This window comes from Tenacibaculum sp. nBUS_03, from assembly GCF_051201695.1.
Lineage (GTDB): Bacteria > Bacteroidota > Bacteroidia > Flavobacteriales > Flavobacteriaceae > Polaribacter.
The window spans coordinates 3,528,542-3,550,867 of sequence record NZ_CP179214.1; the positions used below are offsets into that span (position 1 = coordinate 3,528,542).

Below are 22,326 nucleotides of genomic sequence, written 5' to 3' on the forward strand. Positions count from 1 at the left end.
TTTTCTGCATTAAACCATAAATAAAGAGCAAGTGCTAATAATAATACTAAGAACAATCCTTTTTGGGGTTTTGTTCTTTTTTTGTTTCCAAACCTTCTTTTAAACTCCATTTTTTCTATGCTGAATAATTACAATTCGAAGGTAAAACAAAGCTATCTATTTATATTAAAAAAAAAGTAAAATTTATTTTTTGTTATAATAGTTTTCATCTTTTTTTTGCATAAAAAATAAATACTCTTTGATTTTATTACTCCTACTCTTGTTTGTAACGTTGAATTTTAAGTTTTATAATTTTTTTTTACCTCTTAACATTTCTCTTTTTCCAGGAGGTCCAGGAAGTCTCTCAACGGTAAACCCTACTTTTTGCATTGCACGTCTAACACTACCTTTTGCAGAGTACGTTACTAATGTTCCATTATTCTTTAGAGAAATATACATTTTGTTGAAAATTTCTTCAGTCCATAATTCAGGTTGAACCCTAGCGCCGAATGCATCAAAATAAATTAAGTCATAAGCATTTATATCATTAATGTCTTTAAACTTTTTTTGTTGTTTTGTTAAACTAAAGTTAGATGTGATTTGTTGTTTTGTTTCCCATGAACAAGTGTGCATTTTATTAAAATGAGTTACTTGATTTTCTGCATTTAAACTAGATACGTAATTTAAACTTTCAATTTCTTTTTTTGTAATAGGATAGGCTTCTACACCAACATAATTGATGTTTTTTTGAGATTCTAAAAAAGTAATTAAACAGTTTAATCCTGTTCCAAATCCAATTTCAAGTATTGAAATCTCATTCTTTTCAATGGTTTCTAAGCCATTTTTAATAAATACGTGATACGCTTCTTGAATAGCTCCATGTTTAGAATGATATTGTTCATCCCATTCTGGTATATGTATGGTAGTTGAACCATCAGAAGTTATAATTATTTCTCTTTTCAAATTATCGAATTAATAATTTTTTAATTCTAGGTATTGGTCCTAAACAGGTTGTTTGGTGGCATGCTATACAGCTATTAACAGCTTTATTAAATGTCGATTTTAAAGAGTCAGCAGAGCTGGTATATACTTTTTTCATATTTTGTATATATAGGTTTGAAAACTTTTTAAAGCTGGAGGTCCTGTCAGTTGAGTCTGTTAAGGTAGCTGTGTGTATTTTTAAATATCTTTCAGGAAAAAACCCTAGAGTTTTACCCTCTACAATGTTCTTTTTTAAATCTAAATTAATATAATACATCGTATTCATTAAAGCAGCCATTTCTGACTGCTTGTACATAATTAATTGTGTGTGTTGTTTATCTTCTGCCTTACAGGAAATAAGAAGAGAAACTAATGAAAAAATTATAAATAATTTTTTCATTAGTTTTTTAATAATACACCATTAGCTTCAAAAGCATACGTATATTTTGGTTCAGTAATCTGAGCTATTTCTTCCTCACTTTTACCTGCATCTTTAGCATAATGTTGTAAATCTTTAACTGAAGTTTCAGTAACAAAAGCTTTACCATTAACAATAACCTCTTTTTTATCAGAATTTAGTGGCACGAAAAAGCCATAATCTTTAAAGCGCACCATAGATTCTTTTTCATTACCTAAATCTAATTTCATCCAACATCCTTTTTTCTTGCATACCTCATTTATGGTAGAGGTGAACTTAATATTTAAAGTATCTCCAGTTTTTAAATTTTGGAATTTAGTAAGAACATCGCTTTTTGACAATGGATTATCACTTGAGATTTTTTCGCCAAAAGACACATATTCAGTTTTTTGGGAGTTTTTTTCGGGGGTAGTTTCTTTTTTTTCTGTTTTACAAGAGAAAAATAGAGTAGCTACTACAAGAGTTGTAGTAAGTAGTTTTTTCATAATCAGTTGCTTAAAAAATAATAGAATAACAAAGATAGGTATATTTGTTTAACTCTTAAAGTAATGCTATTGATACTTATTGTTTTTGTAACTTTGTAGTATTATAAAAATAGTAGTTTATGGATATCAAAATTCAACCGATAAAAGAATCTAAAATTAGTCAAGTAGATTTTAATGATTTAAAGTTTGGAAGTGTTTTTTCAGATCATATGTTTGTCTGTGATTATATAGATGGAAAATGGCAAAATCCTAGTATTGTGCCTTATGGTCCTATCACTTTAGATCCTTCGGCTAAAATTTTCCATTACGGACAGTCTATTTTTGAAGGAATGAAAGCTTATAAAGATGCCGAAGGTAGTACGTTGTTATTTCGTCCCTCTGATAATTGTAAGAGACTAAATATTTCTGCCAAAAGAATGGTTATACCAGAGATTCCTGAAGATATATTTATGGATGGTTTGAAGGAGCTATTAAAGATTGATAATGCTTGGATTCCCACTAATGAAGGAAGTTCATTATATATTCGTCCCTTTATGTTCGCTACTGGAGAAGGTTTTCATGCATCACCTGCTGATAAGTATAAGTTAATTATTTGTACAGCACCGTCTGGAGCTTATTTTTCTGGAAAAGTAACAGTTTTAATAGAAGAAAAATATGCAAGATCAGCTAATGGAGGTGTAGGTTTTGCAAAAGCTGGAGGTAATTATGCAGCTCAGTTTTATCCTACTCAGTTGGCCATTGATAAAGGGTATAATCAAGTAGTTTGGACTGATGATAATACGCATGAATATATTGAAGAAGCTGGGGCAATGAACATTTTTATTAGAATTAATGATACACTAATAACAAGCCCTACAAGCGATAGAATTTTAGATGGTATTACTCGTAAAAGTATTCTTCAATTAGCTGAAGATAATAAAATACCTTTTGAAGTACGTAAAATAACAGTAAAAGAAGTTGTTGAAGCAGCAAAAAGTGGTGAGTTAAAAGAAATGTTTGGAGCTGGTACAGCTGCAGTTATTTCTCCTATTGCTGGTTTTGGATACAAAGAAATTGATTACGATTTACCTGAGATTGAAAACTCGTATGCTTCCATTTTTAAAGGTAAGCTTCTTGATATACAGTATAATAGAGGGGTGGATGTACATGGTTGGAGTGTTAAAGTTTAAAAAAACACACAATATTTTCTTAAAAATTGAGTTAATTATATTAAGAAGTGTATATAATTACTAATATGGAAGAAAATGAAAAATATATTGCTAACAATATTATCTATTGTAGCTGGTTTTGGAATAAGCTATTTTAGTATTAATGCTTATTTGAAAACATATGGTTTAGACGAAGTAAAATCTGAATCTAAAGCTATAAAAAATAAATCAACATTAGATTTTACGTCTAGAGATATTCAAAAGAGCTTTAAAAGTTGGGATTCGTATTCAAAAAAGAATATTGATTTAATGTCAACTTTTAAAGCTCTTGATGAAAATGGAGAAAAAATTAGTAAAGGTGCTTTTTTAAATTTATTAAGAATAGGGTCTTATTTACCTAAAAAAAATGTTGATAAAGGAGAGGTGTTTTATCAATTGGTTCCTCTAAAAAACACTTCTGAAATAAAAATAAAAAAGTCAATAAAAAGTTTAGCAAATAACGCAAATCATTATTTTAGGATGGAAGGAAAAAGGCTTCCGACATATGATTTTGTAGATTTAAATGGGGTATCTTATAATAAAGAAGATACAAAAGGAAAATTACTCGTGTTAAAGTGTTGGTTTATTACTTGTAAAGTTTGTGTTGAAGAATTTCCTGAATTAAATAAGTTAGTTGATAAATATAAGGATGAAAAAGTAGCCTTTGTTAGTTTAGCTTTTGACGAGAAAGAAAAGTTAATTAACTTTTTAAAAACGAAAACGTTTAAGTATCCAACGATTCCAATGCAAAAAAAATACATGTCTAAGAAATTGAAAGTGAAGCAATATCCTACACATGTAATTGTTGATACTAATGGTGTTATTATTAAAATGGTTAATAATGTACGTACTTTATCTTCAGAATTAGATAGGATTTTAGGTAAAGTGAATTAAATAATTAATTGTTTAAAATTTTGTCTATGTTAGGTCTAAAATAATTTGGACCTTTTAGAACTTTTCCATCTTCACGATAAATTGGCTTGCCGTCTTCTCCTAATTTACTCATATTACTTCGTTGTATTTCATTAAATACTTCTTCAATTTTATCTTGCATACCGTGCTCAATAATTGTTCCACATAAAATATATAGCATATCACCTAACGCATCTGCAACTTCCACCAAATCATCATTTTTAGCGGCTTCTAAATATTCTTCATTTTCCTCCTTCATTAAATTGTAGCGAAGTAACTTTCTTTCTTTGTCAATATTTGTTGTTGGTGTTTTTTTAATGCCTAACCCAAAAGCAGTATGGAATTCGTGAACGGCGTCAATTTTGTTTTTCATGTATGTAGATTTTATAGTGAATTATTTTATTCCTAATTTCTTTTCAGTTTCATTGAGGTTAAATTGAGTCCAATTACTTATGTGATGTTTTATATTCATTTTTTTAAAGTCTGAAATATTCTTATCATTTACACCTACAAAATGAATGCCTAAATTTTTAGCAGTTGTAACATCCCATAAGCCGTCTCCAAAAGAAATGATGTTTTCAAAACTAGAAGTATGATAGTATTTTTTTGCTTTCTCTATAGCTGATTTTACTATGTTTTCTCTTGTGAAAATAGTATTTGAAGATTCTAAAACTTCAGGTATCAAACTGATTTTTGCTTGTTGTAGTTTTAAAAAAGCAGGTTGTAAAATAGAGCCAGTAGCAAAACAAACCCCATAATTAGTTTCATCAATAAGATAATCAACCATTTTTTTTGCACCTTCAACTTCTGGAGTGTCAGGGTAACTTAAAAAATATTTGGTCATAACTTTTTCAAATTCAGGAATAAAATCAAAGTCAAATTTTTTCTGATGTGTTTTCTCATAGTTTACACTGAAAATATAACTGTCAGTAGCGTTTTTATAGGTTTTCCAATCAGTATTTACTTCAGTTATTCCAAAGTGTTTCATTGCAAATAATAAAGAATCGATGTGTTTATCTTCACTTTTAGTAAGTGTGTCGTCTATATCAAGTACGATTAAATTTTTCTTTGTCATAATGTTATGTGGCTAATTTTAAAAGTTTAGCAGGGACAATTTTTAGAATCCATGCAATAAATATCCAGCGTTTAGAGATATAAGCTACCCGTTTTTTTCTTTTAATAGCTCTATATATTTGTTTACTTGCTTTTTCAAGTGGAGCAAGCCAAAAAATACCATCACCTAAGGCCATTGCAGTATCTACATAGCCTGGTCTAATATCGGTGATATACACTTTTCTTGATGGTATTGATTTTGTTTTGATATATAAACTATCTAGGTATGCTTTTTGATATGCTTTTGACGCAAAGTAAGCAGGAGCATATCTATTACCTCGTAATGAGGCAATAGATGAAATTCCAACTAAATGGCCAAATCCTTGTTTTTTAAATAAGATGTAGGCTAAATTATACAATTTAGTAACACCAATTATATTAGTTTGTATAGTGGTGTTTTCTTTATCCCAGTCTAATTTAGTATTGGTAAATCCTACACCAGACGATTGTATAACTAAGTCAATTTTGCCTAATTCTTTAACAATTTCGTTAAATACATTTTCAACACTATCAATTTTTTGTATGTCGTTTTGTTTACTAATAATTTGAGACGGATAATTGTTTTTTAATTCTTCTAGCTTTTCTATTCTCCTTCCGGTAATAGCTACTTTATAACCATCATTAATTAAAAGCTCTGTTAAATTTTTTCCAATACCAGAAGTGGCACCAAAAACAATAGCTGTTTTAGTTTCCATAGTTAATTTATGTATAAGAATAAAAATTACCTATCAGGTAAATATAATAAAGTTTATTTCTTATTCTATATCTCTTTGATTTTTATATTTGAGAATTTAAAGTTATTACATAACAGCTATTGATGATTACAAATTTTAAAAAAATCTAAATTTTGTAATCAACAATATAAATCATTCTTTAACTTTGCTAAAAATACAATTTTATGTTTACTCCAGGTCGAATAATTTTTGCAAGCTTATTTGTGGTTGTTTTTATAATTGCTATGGTTATTAGTTATAAAAAAGATGCCAAAAGAAATAAAAAGCATTACCAAAATGCAGCATTATATGTTGCAATATCGATAGTAGTAACTATAGTATTGTTATTTCTTTTTAAATATATAAATAAGCATTAATCGAGATCTTCTAATTCATTTAGTTTAGAATGATCTAAAACGGTATACCCTTCACTGTCATAATAAAAAGTAGGAATGTATTTGGCTCCAACTTTCAGTTTTGAAAAATCATATGAAGATATTTGGTATACGTCTTGCCCAAATGATTGTTCATGATATCGAACAAGAATGTATAGTTCAGCATCTAACTTTTCTATTTCTTCATTAGTATACCTATATAGAGGACTGTTTTCATCTATTTCATGCACAATTGTCCAAGCAGTAGGGAGGTACATTATTTTATCCCTTTCTAAAGAGAACCTATAGTAATTTCGTTTAAATTTATGATCTCCTGTATCTTGTGTTATTGATAGCGTTACTGTAACTTCAGGTTCTATCATTACTGTTTTTCTACTATTCATGATACGAAACATTAAAGCTCTATGCTCTTTAAAGTCTCTTAGTATTATGTTTTCGCTAAAATGAATAGCAGCTTTAGGCTTAGAAAAACGACCGTATATAAGTCCAGTAATAAAAGAAAAACTCAATAAACCTAGCATAGCTTCAAAAGCAGCAATAAAGTTAGCTAGCATACCTTGAGGAGCTAATCCTCCATAGCCAACTGTTGTTAAGGTTTGTGCGCTAAAAAAGAAACCATTTAATAAGTCATCAAAAAAACTTCCTTTTTCATCTGTTATTTGGTTAATACCTATGAAGGTATAAATTAGACCAAAAGCTATATTAAGAAGTGTATAACCAATAAAAACAAAGGCAAAGAATTTTATCCAAGAAAGTTCAATGAAATAAGTGTAAATATCTCGAATAGTAAACTTCTTATTAATATGAAGAATGTTTGAGGTTCCGTCTTTATTAATAATGTTTTGTGCATTCCTTTTTGAAGAATATCCCAACCCAGGATCTTTAATTTTTTTAGCCATAGGGATTTTTTATTACCAGGTGTAAAAATACAAAAACCGATTCTGAAAAGAATCGGCTTGTTTTATTTAATGTAATATTAAAATAAAATTAGTTTTTACTCGGTAAAAAACTATAATTTTTAGCATAAAAATACATCTGCTCTTCAAAAGAATTTGGTTGCATAATTTCTATGTCAGTAATAGTACCTTTATCATCTGTTATAGGAGTTAATACAGGGTTTACAAAACCACTGTATGGAGCAGATTTAAATTGAGAATTACGTTCTAAGACCTCTTTATGAAGTTCTTGGTCTACTTTTACTCCATATCCTTCAACTAAAGCTTTGGCAGCCTCAAAATCTCCTTCTGATTTGATTCTTTGCGTTTCTTTTAATAAGCGTCCAAAAATTTTATGAAGCTTTGCGTAATCGTTGATTATAAAATAAGTTTTTCCATTTTTTACAACTTTTTCAATTACGTTTTCTTTTTTACCTTGTTCAAACGACCAAGCAGACACCCATTGACGATTTACCATGTGATCTTCTTCAATGTCATCACCTAAATTAATTCGTATTAATTGAGTCATTAATCCATTTCTGATATATCCATCGTAAGCAGCTTTACCAACTTTTTTCCAATCATCAACCAGTCCAAGTTCTTGTAATTTTGGATCCATTAAATAATATAACCCTACTAAATCAGCCCTACCTTCTTCCATGGTAGAGGCATAGTTTTTTAGAGTTTCTTTCGGTTGTCCTATTCCGTCATTAATTTTACCAGAAGCATGCCCGATAACTTCATGTAAAGCTGTGTGTAATTTATCAGCAAGTTTTCCATATTTTATTTCTAACTCAATTTCTTCTTTGTCATGAGCAAATTCTTCTAAACGTCCAGTTCCTCCAGCATTATTGTATGCTCCAATAATATTACCTAAGGAAACAGACTTAGATCCGTGTTCTTGACGAATCCAGTTGTTGTTAGGTAGGTTTACTCCTATAGGTGTGCTTGGAGAAGCATCTCCAGCTTCACCAGCCACATTTACTGTTTTATAAGAAACACCAACAACATTCTCTTTTTTGTGGGCAGGGTCTAAAGGAGAGTTATCTTCAAACCATTGAGCATTATCAGATAAAACTTTCATTTTTTTAGACATGTCAAAATCTTTTATTTGAACAACAGTTTCATATGATCCTCTATACCCTTTAGGGTCATTGTATACTTCAATAAATCCGTTTATCCAATCAATATTTCCTTCAGTAGAAGTAACCCAAGATATAGCGTATTGATCCCAAACGTCCAAGTTACCAGTTTTATAATATTCAATTAATAAACTTAGGGTAGTTTCTTGTTTTGTGTTTTCTGCTACGCTTTTAGCTTTTTCTAACCAGTAAATGATTTTGTCGATAGCTGCTCCATACATACCACCAGACTTCCATACTTTTTCAACTAATTTTCCATTTTCACGAACTAATTTTGAATTTAAGCCAGCTTCTATAGGTTTTCCTTCTGGGCCTTTGTAAGCTTTAGCATAGAAATTTTCAACATCTTTACTTGTAATATCTGGACTGTAAAAATTAATAGCCGAAGCTAAAACATTATCAACTCCAGCTTTTTTATTTACTTTCTTAGCGTCTTTGTCATTAAAAATTACCTCTAAAGCTTCAGTAGATAAAGTAGTATTCGTTTCTTTTAATAAACTTTCTAAATATTCTTTTGAAAATTCAGGTTTTAATTTGTCGTTAGAGTAGTGGTGATGTATTCCGTTTGAAAACCAAATTCTTTTTAAGTAGGTTTTAAAAGCAATGTAATCTTTGCTTTTTTTATCTCCTTTAAAATTGGTATTTACAGTTTCTAAGGATTTTCTAATTTCTAAATTATGACGGTAATTTTGGTCCCACATAATATCACGCCCCGCTAAACCAGCCTGCGTTAAGTAGTAAACTAATTGTTTTTCTTTTAATGTTAATTCTTTAAAACCAGGAATTTGGTAGCGTAAAACTTTGATGTCAGCAAATTGTTCAACTACATGTTCAAATTCTTTAGTTTTAGTTTCCTTTGTTGCAGTAGCTTCTTTTTTAGTGTCAATACCACAAGAAAATAAAATACTTGTAGTAGCAATCGTACAAAGCACTTGTTTTAAGTTCATTTATAAATATTTAAATTAATTTTTAGTTGAGCGATAAAAATACGAAATTAAACTTCGTGATATCTAAAACAATCTGTAGTATGATCATTTACCATACCTGTTGCTTGCATGTGAGCATAGATAACTGTTGAACCAACAAATTTGAAACCTCGTTTTTTTAAATCTTTTGAAATTTTATCTGAAAGTTCTGTAGTTGCTGGTACGTCTTCTCGTTTATTAAATACATTTTTAATAGGCTTTCCATTGGTGAACTCCCAAATATATTTAGAAAAGGTACCAAATTCTTCTTGTACTTTTATAAAAGCTATGGCATTTGATATTGTTGCTTTTATTTTTAATTTATTTCGAATAATTCCAGCGTTTTGTAATAACTGTTCATATTTATTATCTGAATATTTAGCTATTTTTTTGTAATCAAAATTGTCAAAAGCTATTCTAAAGTTTTCACGTTTTTTTAAAACTGTAATCCAACTTAAACCAGCTTGAAAAGTTTCTAAAATTAAAAATTCAAATAATTTATCATCGTCATACACAGGAACTCCCCATTCATTATCATGGTATTCAATATATAAAGGGTCATTGCTAACCCAAAAGCACCTGTTTTTCATATTGTTTAGTTTTAAGATGCATAAAAATACTGTTAAATCATTTAAAAACAATTTGTAACTGGAATAATTTTCCGAACTTTATAGAGGTTGAAAATCATCATTGATTATGAAAGTTTTGAAGTATGTATTAATAACGGTAATTTTAAGTTTTGTTTTTTATGGTTGTGCTTTTACATCTGTAAAAAATAAATCAACAGTAAAAGAAGAGCCTGTTGTAATTGCAAATGATAGTTTAGAGTATGAAATTATTATAATCGACCCAGGCTTTACAACATATCTTAATTCGATTGCTAGACCTGTAGGATTTTATTCTCAATCTTATTTAGAAAATAAAAATAGATTTTATGTTACTGCTTGGAATAGAAGGGTAGGAAACCCAGGGATGTTTAATCCGAATATTTATGAAAATATAATTGATTATAATATTCATATTGATTATGGGTATGAGGTGAATTATAAGTTGTTCAATTATTTTGAATTTGTGCAGGGTAAATATAGAATAGTTTTAAGGTGATATTTTTGAGGTCAAAAGCGTATATTTGTTATTAAAAATAATTACCTAGCATGAACTTTTTACGAAATTTACTAGCCGCTATTGTGGGCTTTTTTATATCTATTTTTTTAATCTTTATTTTTTTTATTTTCATAGCTTCTTTAATGGGGTCCTCTGATGAAATAATGGTAAAACCAAATTCAGTTTTAAAGCTTGATTTGTCTACTTCAATAAAAGATTATGCTCCAAAAGACACGAGTCCTTTAGCAGAGATATTGGAGTTGAATGATCAGAAATTAGCTTTAAATAACATTCTAAACGCTATTGATAATGCTAAAACAGATCCTAATATTAAAGGAATTAATATCAGCACTGTATATGTAAATGCAGGAATAGCTCAAACTCAAGCTATTCGAAACAAAATACAAGAGTTTAAGGAAAGTGGAAAATTTGTTTATGCATATAATGATTTCTATGATCAAAAGAATTACTATTTAAGTTCAGTTGCTGATAGTGTTTTTGTCAATCCTGTAGGGATGGTAGATTTCAAAGGGCTATCAACAGAGATTTTGTATTACAAAGATTTTGAAGATAAGTATGGGGTTAAAATGGAAGTAATCCGTCATGGTAAATATAAAAGTGCAGTAGAACCTTATTTGACAAACAAAATGAGTGAAGCTAACAGAGAGCAAACAGTTTCTTTTTTGAAGTCTATTTGGTCTGAAATGACAGGAGATATTAGTAAAAGTAGAAAAATTTCTGTTGAAAAATTGAATGAAATTGCAGATAATTTAAAAGGAAGAAATGCTGATTTAGCCAAAGACAATAATTTAATTGATGATTTAATATATGAAGATGAATATAAAAATAAATTAGAATCACTTGTTGCATCAAAAGTTAATACGTTAACTATTCAAGACTATATAAAGTCAGGGAAAGGTAGAAAAGCTTCATTAGAAAAAAATAAAATAGCTGTAATTTATGCTCAAGGACAAATAATGTATGGTGAAGGGAATGAAGATATAATTGGTCAAGGAATCATAAATAAAGCAATAAGAAAAGCAAGAAAGGATAAGAGTGTTAAAGCAATTGTTTTACGCGTTAATTCCCCTGGAGGGAGTGCTTTAGCTTCTGAGTTGATTTGGAGAGAGCTAGAATTGACAAAGAAAGAAAAACCTTTAGTTGTTTCTATGGGGAATTTAGCCGCTTCAGGAGGGTATTATATTGCTTGTAATGCAGATAAAATTATTGCCGAACCTTCTACAATAACTGGTTCTATCGGTGTTTTTGGAATGATACCAAATATTAGTAAGTTTACAGATAAATTAGGAATTAATGCTGAACAAGTTTCTACTAATAGTAGTCCTAGTTATAGCGTTTTTGAACCTATTGATGAGAAATTTTATAAGGTTACTAAAGAAGGTGTAGAACAGATTTATAATGTTTTTGTAACTCGTGTAGCAGATGGTAGGGGTATGAAGTTTGATGAGGTTGACAAAATTGCCCAAGGAAGAGTTTGGACAGGTAAACAAGCATTAGAAAATGGTTTGGTTGATGCTTTGGGTGGCCTTGAAGATGCTATTGAAATGGCAGCAAGCATTGCTAAAATAGATAACTATAGAGTTAGAAATTATCCTAATTATAAAAAAGATTTGAAAGAGTCGTTTAAGTTTTCTCCTTTTACAAAATTATCAAAAGAAGAATTGTTAAAAGAGGCTTTAGGAGAAGAAAATTATAGATTGTACAACAATATAAATCAGATAAAAAATATAAAAGGAATTCAGGCAAGAATCCCTTTTATATTTGAAGTTAAGTAATTAAGCTTAATTATCATAAAAAAAAGGCTGTTTGAATTTTCAAACAGCCTTTTTATTTTATAAACTATAGATAAAATAGTTCTAATTATATTACATCATTCCTGGCATTCCACCACCCATTGGAGGCATTCCACCTCCTGCTGGAGCGTCTTCTTTAATATCAATTAATGCACATTCAGTAGTTAAAATCATTCCAGCAACTGAAGCAGCATTTTCTAAAGCTACACGAGTTACCTTTTTAGGGTCAATAATTCCAGCGTCTAACATATTTACATATGTTTCAGATTTAGCATCGTAACCAAAATCTTTTTCACCTTCAAGTACTTTATTGATAACTACAGAGCCTTCACCACCAGCATTTTCAACAATAGTTCTTAATGGAGATTCAATAGCTCTGTTTACAATTTGTACACCAGTAGTTTCATCTAAGTTTTCAGTAGTTAATGTTTCTAATACTTTTTTAGCTCTCACTAAAGCAACACCACCACCAGCAACAATACCTTCTTCAACGGCAGCTCTTGTAGCGTGTAAAGCATCATCAACTCTATCTTTCTTTTCTTTCATTTCTACCTCAGAAGCAGCACCTACATATAAAACAGCAACACCACCAGCTAATTTAGCTAAACGCTCTTGTAACTTTTCACGATCGTAATCAGATGTAGTTGTTTCAATTTGAGCTTTAATTTGATTAACACGAGCTTTAATTTGTGTTTCATCGCCCGAACCATTAACAATCGTAGTGTTGTCTTTATCAATAGTAACAGTTTCTGCAGTTCCTAATAAATCTAGAGTAGCATTTTCTAATGAGAAACCTCTTTCTTCAGAAATAACAGTACCACCAGTTAAGATAGAGATGTCTTCTAACATTGCTTTTCTACGATCGCCAAAACCAGGAGCTTTTACAGCTGCAATTTTTAAACCACCACGTAATTTATTCACTACTAAAGTAGCTAAGGCTTGTCCGTCTACGTCTTCAGCAATAATTAATAAAGGTCTACCTGATTGAGAAACAGGTTCTAATATTGGAAGAATTTCTTGTAAGTTAGAAATCTTTTTATCGAATAATAAAATATAAGGATTTTCTAGAGTGGCAATCATTTTATCTGCATCCGTTACAAAGTAAGGAGATAAATAACCTCTATCAAATTGCATTCCTTCAACAACATCTACATATGTGTCAGTCCCTTTAGCTTCTTCAACAGTTATAACACCTTCTTTACCAACTTTACCAAAAGCAGTTGCGATTAGATCACCAATTACTTGATCATTATTTGCAGAAATAGAAGCTACTTGTTGTATTTTTTCAGAAGAATTTCCAACTTCTTCAGATTGTTTAGCTAAGTCTTCAGTAATAACAGCAACAGCTTTGTCAATTCCACGTTTTAAATCCATAGGATTTGCCCCAGCAGCAACATTTTTTAAACCTTCTTTAACTATAGACTGAGCTAAAACAGTAGCTGTAGTTGTACCATCACCTGCTAAATCGTTAGTTTTAGAAGCAACTTCCTTTACCATTTGTGCTCCCATATTTTCTAGAGCATCTTCTAATTCAATTTCTTTAGCTACAGTAACACCGTCTTTTGTTACATGAGGAGCTCCGAAAGATTTTGAAATAATTACATTACGTCCTTTTGGACCTAAAGTTACTTTTACTGCGTTAGCTAATGCATCTACTCCACGTTTTAAACCGTCACGAGCATCAACATCAAATTTTATATCTTTTGCCATTTTATTGTAGTTTTTTGTCTAAATCTTATATGTAATTTTAGACTTTGATTTTAGTTAATTTATAATGAGCAATTGAATAGCTCAAAAAATAATTATTTAGATAATAGCGAAAATGTCACTTTCTCTCATAATTAAATAATCCTTTCCTTCAAGTTTTAATTCCGTTCCAGCATACTTCCCGTATAAAACTGTATCTCCAACTTTTACAGTTAAAGGCTCATCTTTTGTACCTGTTCCAACTGCAACAATAATTCCTTTCTGAGGCTTTTCTTTAGCGTTGTCTGGAATAATAATTCCTGATGCAGTAGTGGTTTCTGCGGCAGCAGGCTCTACAAGAACTCTATCTGCTAAAGGCTTAATGTTTAATCCCATTATATATATATTTTAATTAATTAAATTAAGTTTTTAACTGGTTACAGTTAGTCAGAAATTATGCCATTGTTTTTATGCTGACACTTTTTCAAGTAGTATAGTTTTTTTATAATAAAAAAATGCCAACGTGTCATTTCGTTGGCATTTTTATATGAGTTATTGATAGTGTTTATTTCACGCTATCGTTTGCTGTATTCGTTGTTGTAGCTGGTGTATTCGTTGTTGTTGTTTCTACTCCGCTTAATGTGTCATCTAATTGAGGAGCACTTTCAGTGTTTCCTCTAGGAATTGCAAAATTAGCTAATAAAATTAACGCAAACATTGTTATTGCTAAAGTCCATGTAGTTTTATCTAAAAAGTTGTTTGTGTTTTGTACACCTCCAATATTTTGAGATCCACCACCACCAAAAGATGAAGATAATCCGCCTCCTTTAGGATTTTGTACCATTACAATTAAAATTAATGCTATTGCAACTATTAAAATTAACACTAAAAGTAAAGTATATGTAGTCATTATTTATTGTTTTGTAAAATTTTAATTTTCTTAATTTGGTCTGCAAAGAAACCACTTTTTTCTGGATATTTCAAACTTAATATTTTATATGCTTGAATTGCACTATCATATTTTTTCTGTTCAAGATAAACTTTAGCTAAAGTTTCGGTCATTAACCTATTGTTTTGTTGAGATTCTTTAACCTTAATTTCTTTAGAGACACCTTTTGTTGGTCTTGTTATTTTAGGGCTGGTTTCAATAAAACGATTAATTAATATATCCTTCTCAGAATTTTTTTCGATCTTTTTTCTGAAGAAAAATCTCTTACAATAGTATTTTTTGAAGAAAGTTCTAACCATTGATTAAAAGAAAAGGTTTCTTTCTTTGTGAAGTTAAGAGGCTCACCTATAGTTAATTCTTTTTTAACTGTACCAGTTTTTAATAATTTTGTTTTTTGTATTACAGCTTCCCTTATGCTTCTTTTTTCTGTATTTTTTTTAGTCGATTTAAAACTTTTTGAGGTAATAAAATCAAATAAAACTGATCGATCAGTTGTATGTGCAGCGGTTATTTTTAGTTCATTATTGTATTTGTAACTTTCTTTGTTTTTTAACGCTCTTAAATATAAAGAACGTGCAGATTGAAAATAAGGATATTTATCAATTATAGATTTTAATTGATTAATTTCTTCATCCTGAAAAAGCTCAGGACTTTCAATATATTTTATGTATTCGTCTGTTGTCAAATTATAGTATTACCATTTTGCTACTGATTCATTAAAAATATCTTGAGTAATACGTTCTAGTATATTTTTTAAAGCGTTGTCTAATACATTTCCTGTTAGTTGCTCAGAAGCACCATAATCATAGTAAAAAGTAAATTGTTTTTCAAAACTGTCTTTTTCCACCAAATTGTTAGTAAAACGTACATTAACAACAATGGTAAGTCTATTTTGTGCTGCTGTTTGATTTGCAGTAGCACTCATAGGAGAAATTCGATAATCAGTTATCTCACCTTCAAAATGTAATTGCCCTCCAACCCTTACTAAAGCTAAATTAGTTTGACGATTAAATAGATCTCTTAAGTCTTGGGTAAAACGTTTACTCAGTGTAGGTTCAATTATTGGAGCTCGATTTGAAAAAAAATCAATCTGAATTGTTTTAGCATTTCCAGTATTTCCTCCAGTGAAAGAGTACGCTCCACAACCTATAAAAGTAATTAGAAGTATTAATGATAAAGATGTGTATAAAAGTTTTCTCATTTTAATTCAATAATGTAGTTCTGTAAAGGTAAATAAAACGAAAGTTAAATTTTTTATAAATCGTACTGTTTAATTTTTCTGTAAAGTGTTCTTTCAGAGATGCCTAGTTCTTTTGAAGCAAGTTTACGTTTTCCGTTATTTTTTTCTAAAGACCTCCTTATCATTTCAATTTCTTTTTCTTGTAATGATAAATTTTCATCTTCCTCAATAGTTTCAACAAAATCATAATTATTTTGACTTGACGACTCTGGTATTTGAACAACTTCAACTTTTGGGGTTTCAGTTTGTTGTTCTTGATATATTTTTTGAATTAACCTATGATTATCTTCCTGAACTTGTTTTGAGTTTCCTTCTTTTAATAAATCTAAGGTTAATTTTTTTAAATCATTAATATCATTTCTCATATCAAACAATATCTTATACATAATATCTCGTTCGTTAGAAAAATCGTTATTACTATTGGAATTGTTGTTATTAACAACAGCAGGAAGATTTCCTTGTATATTAGGTAAATATTGGGCTAATTTTTCAGGTGAAATAAGTCTGTTTTCTTCAACAACTGATATTTGTTCTGCAATATTTCTTAACTGTCTTATGTTTCCAGGGAAATTATAATTTAATAACACTTTTACAGCGTTTTCTTCTAGCCGAATAGTAGGCATACGGTATTTCTGAGCGAAATCAGCAGCAAATTTTCTAAAAAGTAAATGAATATCTTCTCCACGTTGTTTTAATGGAGGTAGTGGTATTTCAATTGTGCTTAAACGATAGTATAAATCTTCTCGAAACTTGCCATTACTAATGGCATTATGCATGTTAACATTAGTCGCTGCTACAATCCTTACATTCGTTTTTTGTACTTGAGATGAGCCAACCTTTATAAATTCACCATTTTCTAAAACACGTAATAAACGCACTTGAGTAGTTAAAGGTAATTCTCCAACTTCATCTAAAAAAATAGTACCACCGTCTGCGACTTCAAAATATCCTTTTCGTGTAGCTGTTGCTCCTGTAAAAGCTCCTTTTTCATGTCCGAATAATTCACTGTCAATAGTGCCCTCAGGGATTGCTCCACAGTTTACAGCTATATATTTTGCATGTTTTCTATGTGATAATTGATGAATAATTTTAGGGACGCTTTCTTTTCCAACTCCACTTTCACCAACAACTAACACAGAAATATCAGTAGGAGCAACTCTAATAGCTTTTTCAATAGCTCTATTGAGCTGAAGATCGTTTCCGATAATGCCAAAACGTTGTTTTGTAGCTTGTAAATTTTCCAAAGTTACTTATAAGATTAATAGTTAAATTTTAAGGAGAAAGCTTTTGTTCCAGAAGATTTCTCAAATACGTTACTACTGACTGGGTAATTATTGTCGTTATACTTGTGCTCATATCTGTAATTTGTATTCCTTAAAAGAAGGTTTTCCCCAAAATTAGATACTATATCAGGCACGTTATTTCCAATAACATTTAGTTTTCCTCTAATTATAATGTGTGGTATATAATACTTGGCATAGTGGGGTCTTAGAGGGTTTATTTTATTTGTGTATTCGTAATCGTATACAGCGTTCCCAATAATATTTTTTGAATCTATTTTAACACAGTTTTCATTTTGGTCGTACAAGAAATTTAATTCCATTTCTATTTTATTGTCGGGAAGCTTTACCTGTTTTATATTTTCAATTAGATTGGCGTCATTAAAAGAATAGGTTATCTTGTGGGTGATATTGCTAAATGTTTGATCTGGGATTTCTGTAATTATAGAGTTGTTTTGATAGGTCAAAAATTGTTCGTATTCAAAAGAATTGGATTTATAAATAACGGACTTAAGCTTATCATTAGAATCATATTTAAACTCATATGAAAAGGTTACATCACCCAAACCATCATAAGTAGTATATTTAGACATCAAATCATTTTGGTATTCAAATTTTTCAAAGACAAATTTGCTTAAATTTTGAATTGATCTTATACTTTCGGTACTTTTAGTTCCATCAAATTCGTATGAAAAAGAACCTCCTGGATCAGGATAAACCTGTTTTACACTTTTTAAAGAGGTTTTTTGATTTAGAATTTCATTGTTCTCGTTCTTGGAACAAGAAACAGATGCTATAGCAAAGATAATTAAGATTTTTTTTTTCATGATAATTTATTACGATATTTAAAATTAGTTATTGTCTGAATATCCAACAGCGGTTCCTAGTAATGTTGCAGAAGTACAATCCTCAACCTTAACGTTCACAAAGTCTCCCATCTCATAGTGTTCTTTAGGGAAAATTATAACTGTGTTTTGAGTATTACGCCCTTTCCATTCATTTGGGTTTTTCTTTGAAGTTCCTTCAATTAAAACTTCTTGTATTTGCCCTAGATTTTCTTTAGTTCTAAATAAACTATGTTCTTGTTGTAAGTCTATGATTTCTTGAAGTCTACGTTTTTTAATAGCTAGAGGAATATCATCCTCCATTTTTTTAGCTGCTAAAGTTCCAGGACGTTCAGAGTAAGCAAACATAAATCCGAAGCTATATTTAACATGACGCATTAAATCTAAAGTATCTTGATGGTCTTGTTCAGTTTCTCCACAAAATCCAGCAATCATGTCTTGACTTAATGCCATCTCAGGGATAATCCTATAAATATTATCAACTAATTCCATATACTCTTCACGAGTATGTTGACGATTCATAGCTTTTAACATAGCGTTACTTCCACTTTGAATAGGCAAGTGAATGTATTTGCAAATGTTTTTATGTTTGGCCATTATATGAATAACATCCAGGGTCATGTCTTGAGGATTAGAGGTGGAAAAACGAAAACGTATTTTAGGAAATTCCGTAGCACACATATCTAATAACTGAGCAAAATTTACTGCTGTAGCCCTTGCCATTTCAGAAGCTTTGTTAAAATCTTTTTTTAAGCCTCCTCCATACCATAAGAAAGAATCTACGTTTTGCCCTAATAAAGTAATTTCTTTAAAATTTTTCTCTTGCATAGATCTGATTTCTCCAATGATACTTTGAGGGTCTCTACTACGCTCTCTACCTCTGGTAAATGGAACTACACAAAAAGTACACATATTGTCACAACCACGAGTAATAGAAACAAACGCAGATACTCCATTAGAGTTTAGTCTTACAGGAGAAACATCAGCATAGGTTTCTTCTTTTGATAAAATTACATTAACAGCATCTCTACCAGCGTCAACTTCTTCAATTAAATTTGGTAAATCACGATAAGCATCAGGACCAACAACTAAATCTACAATTTTTTCTTCTTCTAAAAACTTTGCTTTAAGTCTTTCAGCCATGCAACCTAAAACTCCAACCTTCATTTTAGGGTTTACTCTTTTTACAGCATTATATTTTTTTAAACGATTACGAACTGTTGTTTCAGCTTTTTCACGAATAGAACAAGTATTTACCAAAACTAAATCTGCATCTTCTAAATTTTGAGTAGTATTAAAACCTTGTTCAGAAAGTATAGAGGCTACAATTTCACTATCATTCATATTCATTTGACAGCCATAGCTTTCTATAAAAAGCTTTTTGCTGTTGTTCTCTTTTTGCTCGGTAAGTAAAGGTTTTCCTTGTATTTTCTCGTCAATTACTTTCTCAATGTGTTCCATAAAATCCTTAAGTGATAATAAAAAAATAGAATGCAAAGATACAACCAAAAACTATAAGATATGACAAATTGACATAAATTAATTAAACGTTAGTAGCGTTAAAAAAAAGTAAAGTTTAGAAGAAAAAGTGCTAATAAAAAAAAAGTGTCTACTTTTGCAAACTGAAAAAGGGTATCATTACAGAATGGTATCATTTAGATAAGAGTAAGAAGTATGGCAAAGAATTTAGTAATAGTAGAGTCTCCAGCAAAAGCAAAAACAATAGAGAAGTTTTTAGGAAAAGATTTTCAAGTTGAATCTAGTTTTGGACACATTGCAGATTTACCTTCGAAAGAATTAGGAGTTAACGTAGAAGGTGATTTTAAACCAAAATACATTGTTTCTACAGATAAAAAAGCAGTAGTAAAAAAACTAAAGGATTTAGCAAAAAAAGCAGAAACTGTTTGGCTAGCAAGTGATGAGGATCGAGAGGGAGAGGCTATTGCGTGGCATTTAGCAGAGCAGTTGAAACTTAAGGATAAAGATACCAAACGTATAGTTTTTAACTCTATTACTAAGAAAGCAATTTTAAAAGCAATAGAGAACCCAAGGACTATAAATTATAATTTGGTAGATGCTCAACAAGCAAGGCGTGTATTAGACAGGATAGTAGGGTATGAATTGTCACCTGTTTTATGGAGAAAAGTAAAAGCAGGATTGTCAGCTGGTAGGGTTCAATCTGTAGCTGTTCGATTGATTGTAGAAAAAGAGAGAACTATTGAAGCGTTTGAAGCCAGAGCATCTTATAGAGTAGATGCAGAATTTTCTAATGAAGAAGGGAAAAGTTTTAAAGCAAAACTAGCTAAGAATTTTTCAACAAAGAAAGAAGCAGAAGAGTTTTTAAATTCTTGTGCTGATGCAAATTTTAACGTTGAAGATTTACAAAAAAAACCAGCAAAAAAATCTCCAGCTGCTCCTTTTACAACTTCAACTTTACAGCAAGAAGCATCTAGAAAGTTAGGTTTTCCAGTGGCAAAGACAATGATGGTTGCTCAACGATTATATGAAGCTGGATTAATAACATACATGAGAACCGATAGTGTTAATTTATCGGATGATGCTAAAAATGCCGCTGAAGAAGAAATTTCTAATTATTACGGTAAAGAGTATAGTAAACCAAGGAATTATTCAACTAAGTCAAAAGGAGCTCAAGAAGCTCACGAGGCAATTCGGCCTACTGATATGTCTCGACATGATGTATCTGTTGAGTATGATCAAGATCGTTTATATAGTTTAATATGGAAACGTACTTTAGCATCGCAAATGAGTGATGCTCAGTTGGAACGAACCTCTGTAAAAATAGAGAACGATAAGAACGATAAGGTTTTTTCAGCTAATGGAGAAGTAATAACTTTTGAAGGGTTCTTAAAAGTATATTTAGAAGGTACTGATAATGAAGATGAGGAGCAAGATGGAATGCTTCCTAAAATGAGAGTAAATGAAACTTTAGTAAATAAGTTTATTTCTGCAACTGAAAGATATACACGCCCTCCAGCAAGATTTACTGAAGCCTCTTTAGTAAAAAGATTAGAAGAATTAGGTATTGGTCGACCATCTACCTATGCGCCTACAATTTCTACAGTTCAAAGGCGAGGATATGTTGAAAAAGGTGCTGCAGAAGGAGTAGAAAGAAAGTATACTCAATTAATGTTGACTACTAATTCAGTTTCTGAAAATATACTATCTGAAAAGGTAGGTGCTGATAAAGGGAAGTTAATGCCAACTGATATTGGGAATATTGTTAACGACTTTTTGGTAGAAAATTTTAAGAGAGTATTAGATTACGGTTTTACTGCAAAAGTTGAAAGTGATTTTGATGATATTGCTGATGGAAAAGAAAATTGGACTTCAATAATTAAGGATTTTTACAAGGATTTTCATCCAAATGTAAAAGATGTTGCTGAAAATGCAGAAAGAGCTAGTGGACAACGTTTATTAGGAATAGACCCTGATAGCGGTAAAAATGTATATGTTCGTTTAGGGCGTTTTGGAGCCATGGTACAAATTGGAGAAGCTACAGATGAAGAAAAACCCAAGTTTGCTAGCTTACAGGCTGATCAAACTTTGAGTTCTTTGACGTATGAAGAAGCAATGGATTTGTTTAAATTGCCTAAAACTGTTGGAGAATATGAAGAAAAAGAAGTGATAGTGGCAAATGGCCGTTTTGGACCTTATATTAAGTTTGATGGAAAATACGTATCTTTAGATAAAGGAGAGAATCCTATGTCTGTTGATATGGATAGAGCTATTGAGTTAATAGAAGCTAAAAGAAAAGCTGATGCACCTATTGGGCATTATGAAGAATTACCAATCCAAAAAGGAGTTGGTCGTTTTGGTCCCTTTATCAAATGGAATTCAATTTTTATTAATGTTAATAAAAAATATGATTTTGATAATTTAACGCAAGAAGATTTAGAAGAATTAATAGAAGATAAAAAAAGAAAAGAACGAGAAAAGTTAATTCATAATTTCGAAGAAGTTGGTATTCGTGTAGAGAAAGCACGTTGGGGTCGTTTCAATGTTATTAAAGGAAAGATTAAAATTGAACTACCTAAAACTACAGAAATAGAAAAATTAACTCAAGAGGAAGCAGTGAAAATGATAGAAGCTAAAACACCAAAAAAGAAAAAAACAAAAAAAAAGAAATAGAGTAAATTTAAAAGAGAATAGTTTTTTTTGTTAT

General features: G+C 30.3%; 24 protein-coding genes. 6 read left to right on the forward strand and 18 right to left on the reverse strand.

All coding sequences use genetic code 11. The annotated features are described in order from the left end of the window. Positions 1–285: 285 nt before the first annotated feature. The 3 genes from mnmD to ACMFBB_RS16020 are packed head-to-tail and all read right to left on the reverse strand — an operon-like array spanning position 286 to position 1,863. The gene (gene mnmD / locus ACMFBB_RS16010; protein ID WP_435261743.1) at positions 286–942 is read right to left on the reverse strand and encodes a tRNA (5-methylaminomethyl-2-thiouridine)(34)-methyltransferase MnmD; all 657 of its coding nucleotides are present in this window, start codon (positions 940–942) and stop codon (positions 286–288) included. A 1-nt stretch (position 943) separates the two neighbouring features. Continuing rightward, positions 944–1,360 carry a hypothetical protein gene (locus tag ACMFBB_RS16015; RefSeq protein WP_435261744.1) on the reverse strand — a complete coding sequence of 139 codons (417 nt, stop codon included), beginning with the start codon at positions 1,358–1,360 and terminating at the stop codon, positions 944–946. Further along, positions 1,360–1,863: a DUF4920 domain-containing protein gene (locus ACMFBB_RS16020; protein WP_435261745.1), complete on the reverse strand. Its 504-nt coding sequence runs from the start codon at positions 1,861–1,863 to the stop codon at positions 1,360–1,362. Before ACMFBB_RS16020 ends, ACMFBB_RS16015 begins: the two co-directional genes overlap by 1 nt. Before the next feature lie 119 nt (positions 1,864–1,982). Here ACMFBB_RS16020 and ACMFBB_RS16025 point away from each other — a divergent pair, with 119 nt between their 5' ends. Further along, a complete protein-coding gene (locus tag ACMFBB_RS16025; protein ID WP_435261746.1) occupies positions 1,983–3,032 on the forward strand; it encodes a branched-chain amino acid aminotransferase in 1,050 nt (349 codons plus the stop codon). Between the two features lie 75 nt (positions 3,033–3,107). Continuing rightward, positions 3,108–3,944: a TlpA family protein disulfide reductase gene (locus tag ACMFBB_RS16030; RefSeq protein ID WP_435261747.1), complete on the forward strand. Its 837-nt coding sequence runs from the start codon at positions 3,108–3,110 to the stop codon at positions 3,942–3,944. A gap of 4 nt (positions 3,945–3,948) precedes the next feature. Here ACMFBB_RS16030 and ACMFBB_RS16035 read toward each other — a convergent pair whose 3' ends face one another. Genes ACMFBB_RS16035 through ACMFBB_RS16045 form a run of 3 tightly spaced genes read right to left on the reverse strand, consistent with a single transcriptional unit; the run spans position 3,949 to position 5,770 of the window. Further along, positions 3,949–4,335: a hypothetical protein gene (locus ACMFBB_RS16035; protein ID WP_435261748.1), complete on the reverse strand. Its 387-nt coding sequence runs from the start codon at positions 4,333–4,335 to the stop codon at positions 3,949–3,951. Positions 4,336–4,356: 21 nt separating this feature from the next. Further along, a complete protein-coding gene (locus tag ACMFBB_RS16040; RefSeq protein WP_435261749.1) occupies positions 4,357–5,037 on the reverse strand; it encodes an HAD family hydrolase in 681 nt (226 codons plus the stop codon). 4 nt (positions 5,038–5,041) lie between these two features. Next, entirely contained in the window at positions 5,042–5,770 is a 729-nt protein-coding gene (locus tag ACMFBB_RS16045) for an SDR family NAD(P)-dependent oxidoreductase (RefSeq protein WP_435261750.1), read from the reverse strand. A gap of 203 nt (positions 5,771–5,973) precedes the next feature. On the opposite strand from ACMFBB_RS16045, the gene ACMFBB_RS16050 reads away from it, so the two are divergent. Next, the gene (locus ACMFBB_RS16050) at positions 5,974–6,165 is read left to right on the forward strand and encodes a hypothetical protein (RefSeq protein WP_435261751.1); all 192 of its coding nucleotides are present in this window, start codon (positions 5,974–5,976) and stop codon (positions 6,163–6,165) included. Here ACMFBB_RS16050 and ACMFBB_RS16055 read toward each other — a convergent pair. The 3 genes from ACMFBB_RS16055 to ACMFBB_RS16065 form a co-directional block, all read right to left on the reverse strand. After that, positions 6,162–7,082, reverse strand: a complete 921-nt coding sequence (locus tag ACMFBB_RS16055) for an ion channel (protein ID WP_435261752.1) — start codon at positions 7,080–7,082, stop codon at positions 6,162–6,164. The genes ACMFBB_RS16050 and ACMFBB_RS16055 overlap by 4 nt on opposite strands. Before the next feature lie 88 nt (positions 7,083–7,170). After that, the gene (locus ACMFBB_RS16060; protein WP_435261753.1) at positions 7,171–9,207 is read right to left on the reverse strand and encodes a dipeptidyl-peptidase 3 family protein; all 2,037 of its coding nucleotides are present in this window, start codon (positions 9,205–9,207) and stop codon (positions 7,171–7,173) included. A 47-nt stretch (positions 9,208–9,254) separates the two neighbouring features. After that, positions 9,255–9,815, reverse strand: a complete 561-nt coding sequence (locus tag ACMFBB_RS16065; protein ID WP_435261754.1) for a DNA-3-methyladenine glycosylase I — start codon at positions 9,813–9,815, stop codon at positions 9,255–9,257. A gap of 106 nt (positions 9,816–9,921) precedes the next feature. Here ACMFBB_RS16065 and ACMFBB_RS16070 point away from each other — a divergent pair, with 106 nt between their 5' ends. Next, positions 9,922–10,329, forward strand: coding sequence for a DUF6146 family protein (locus tag ACMFBB_RS16070; protein ID WP_435261755.1), 408 nt, complete (start codon positions 9,922–9,924; stop codon positions 10,327–10,329). Between the two features lie 50 nt (positions 10,330–10,379). Next, the gene (gene sppA / locus ACMFBB_RS16075; RefSeq protein ID WP_435261756.1) at positions 10,380–12,125 is read left to right on the forward strand and encodes a signal peptide peptidase SppA; all 1,746 of its coding nucleotides are present in this window, start codon (positions 10,380–10,382) and stop codon (positions 12,123–12,125) included. A gap of 90 nt (positions 12,126–12,215) precedes the next feature. Here the strand turns inward: sppA and groL are convergent, their stop codons facing one another. The 9 genes from groL to miaB form a co-directional block, all read right to left on the reverse strand. After that, positions 12,216–13,853 (reverse strand): chaperonin GroEL, encoded by a 1,638-nt coding sequence (gene groL, locus ACMFBB_RS16080; RefSeq protein ID WP_435261757.1) that lies wholly within the window; start codon positions 13,851–13,853, stop codon positions 12,216–12,218. Between the two features lie 96 nt (positions 13,854–13,949). Then, the gene (locus ACMFBB_RS16085; protein WP_431165924.1) at positions 13,950–14,225 is read right to left on the reverse strand and encodes a co-chaperone GroES; all 276 of its coding nucleotides are present in this window, start codon (positions 14,223–14,225) and stop codon (positions 13,950–13,952) included. Positions 14,226–14,394: 169 nt separating this feature from the next. Beyond that, entirely contained in the window at positions 14,395–14,739 is a 345-nt protein-coding gene (gene secG / locus ACMFBB_RS16090) for a preprotein translocase subunit SecG (RefSeq protein WP_435261758.1), read from the reverse strand. After that, positions 14,739–14,891: a hypothetical protein gene (locus ACMFBB_RS16095; protein WP_435261759.1), complete on the reverse strand. Its 153-nt coding sequence runs from the start codon at positions 14,889–14,891 to the stop codon at positions 14,739–14,741. The genes secG and ACMFBB_RS16095 overlap by 1 nt, the downstream gene beginning before the upstream one ends. Before the next feature lie 98 nt (positions 14,892–14,989). Beyond that, positions 14,990–15,463: a hypothetical protein gene (locus tag ACMFBB_RS16100; RefSeq protein WP_435261760.1), complete on the reverse strand. Its 474-nt coding sequence runs from the start codon at positions 15,461–15,463 to the stop codon at positions 14,990–14,992. A gap of 9 nt (positions 15,464–15,472) precedes the next feature. Continuing rightward, a complete protein-coding gene (locus tag ACMFBB_RS16105; RefSeq protein ID WP_435261761.1) occupies positions 15,473–15,979 on the reverse strand; it encodes an LptE family protein in 507 nt (168 codons plus the stop codon). Between the two features lie 53 nt (positions 15,980–16,032). Next, a complete protein-coding gene (locus ACMFBB_RS16110; RefSeq protein WP_435261762.1) occupies positions 16,033–17,262 on the reverse strand; it encodes a sigma 54-interacting transcriptional regulator in 1,230 nt (409 codons plus the stop codon). Positions 17,263–17,276: 14 nt separating this feature from the next. After that, positions 17,277–18,125 carry a hypothetical protein gene (locus ACMFBB_RS16115; RefSeq protein ID WP_435261763.1) on the reverse strand — a complete coding sequence of 283 codons (849 nt, stop codon included), beginning with the start codon at positions 18,123–18,125 and terminating at the stop codon, positions 17,277–17,279. A gap of 24 nt (positions 18,126–18,149) precedes the next feature. Further along, positions 18,150–19,604, reverse strand: a complete 1,455-nt coding sequence (miaB, locus tag ACMFBB_RS16120; protein WP_435261764.1) for a tRNA (N6-isopentenyl adenosine(37)-C2)-methylthiotransferase MiaB — start codon at positions 19,602–19,604, stop codon at positions 18,150–18,152. 213 nt (positions 19,605–19,817) lie between these two features. Between miaB and topA the strand changes: the two genes are divergently transcribed. Beyond that, a complete protein-coding gene (gene topA / locus ACMFBB_RS16125; protein WP_435261765.1) occupies positions 19,818–22,292 on the forward strand; it encodes a type I DNA topoisomerase in 2,475 nt (824 codons plus the stop codon). Positions 22,293–22,326: the final 34 nt, after the last annotated feature.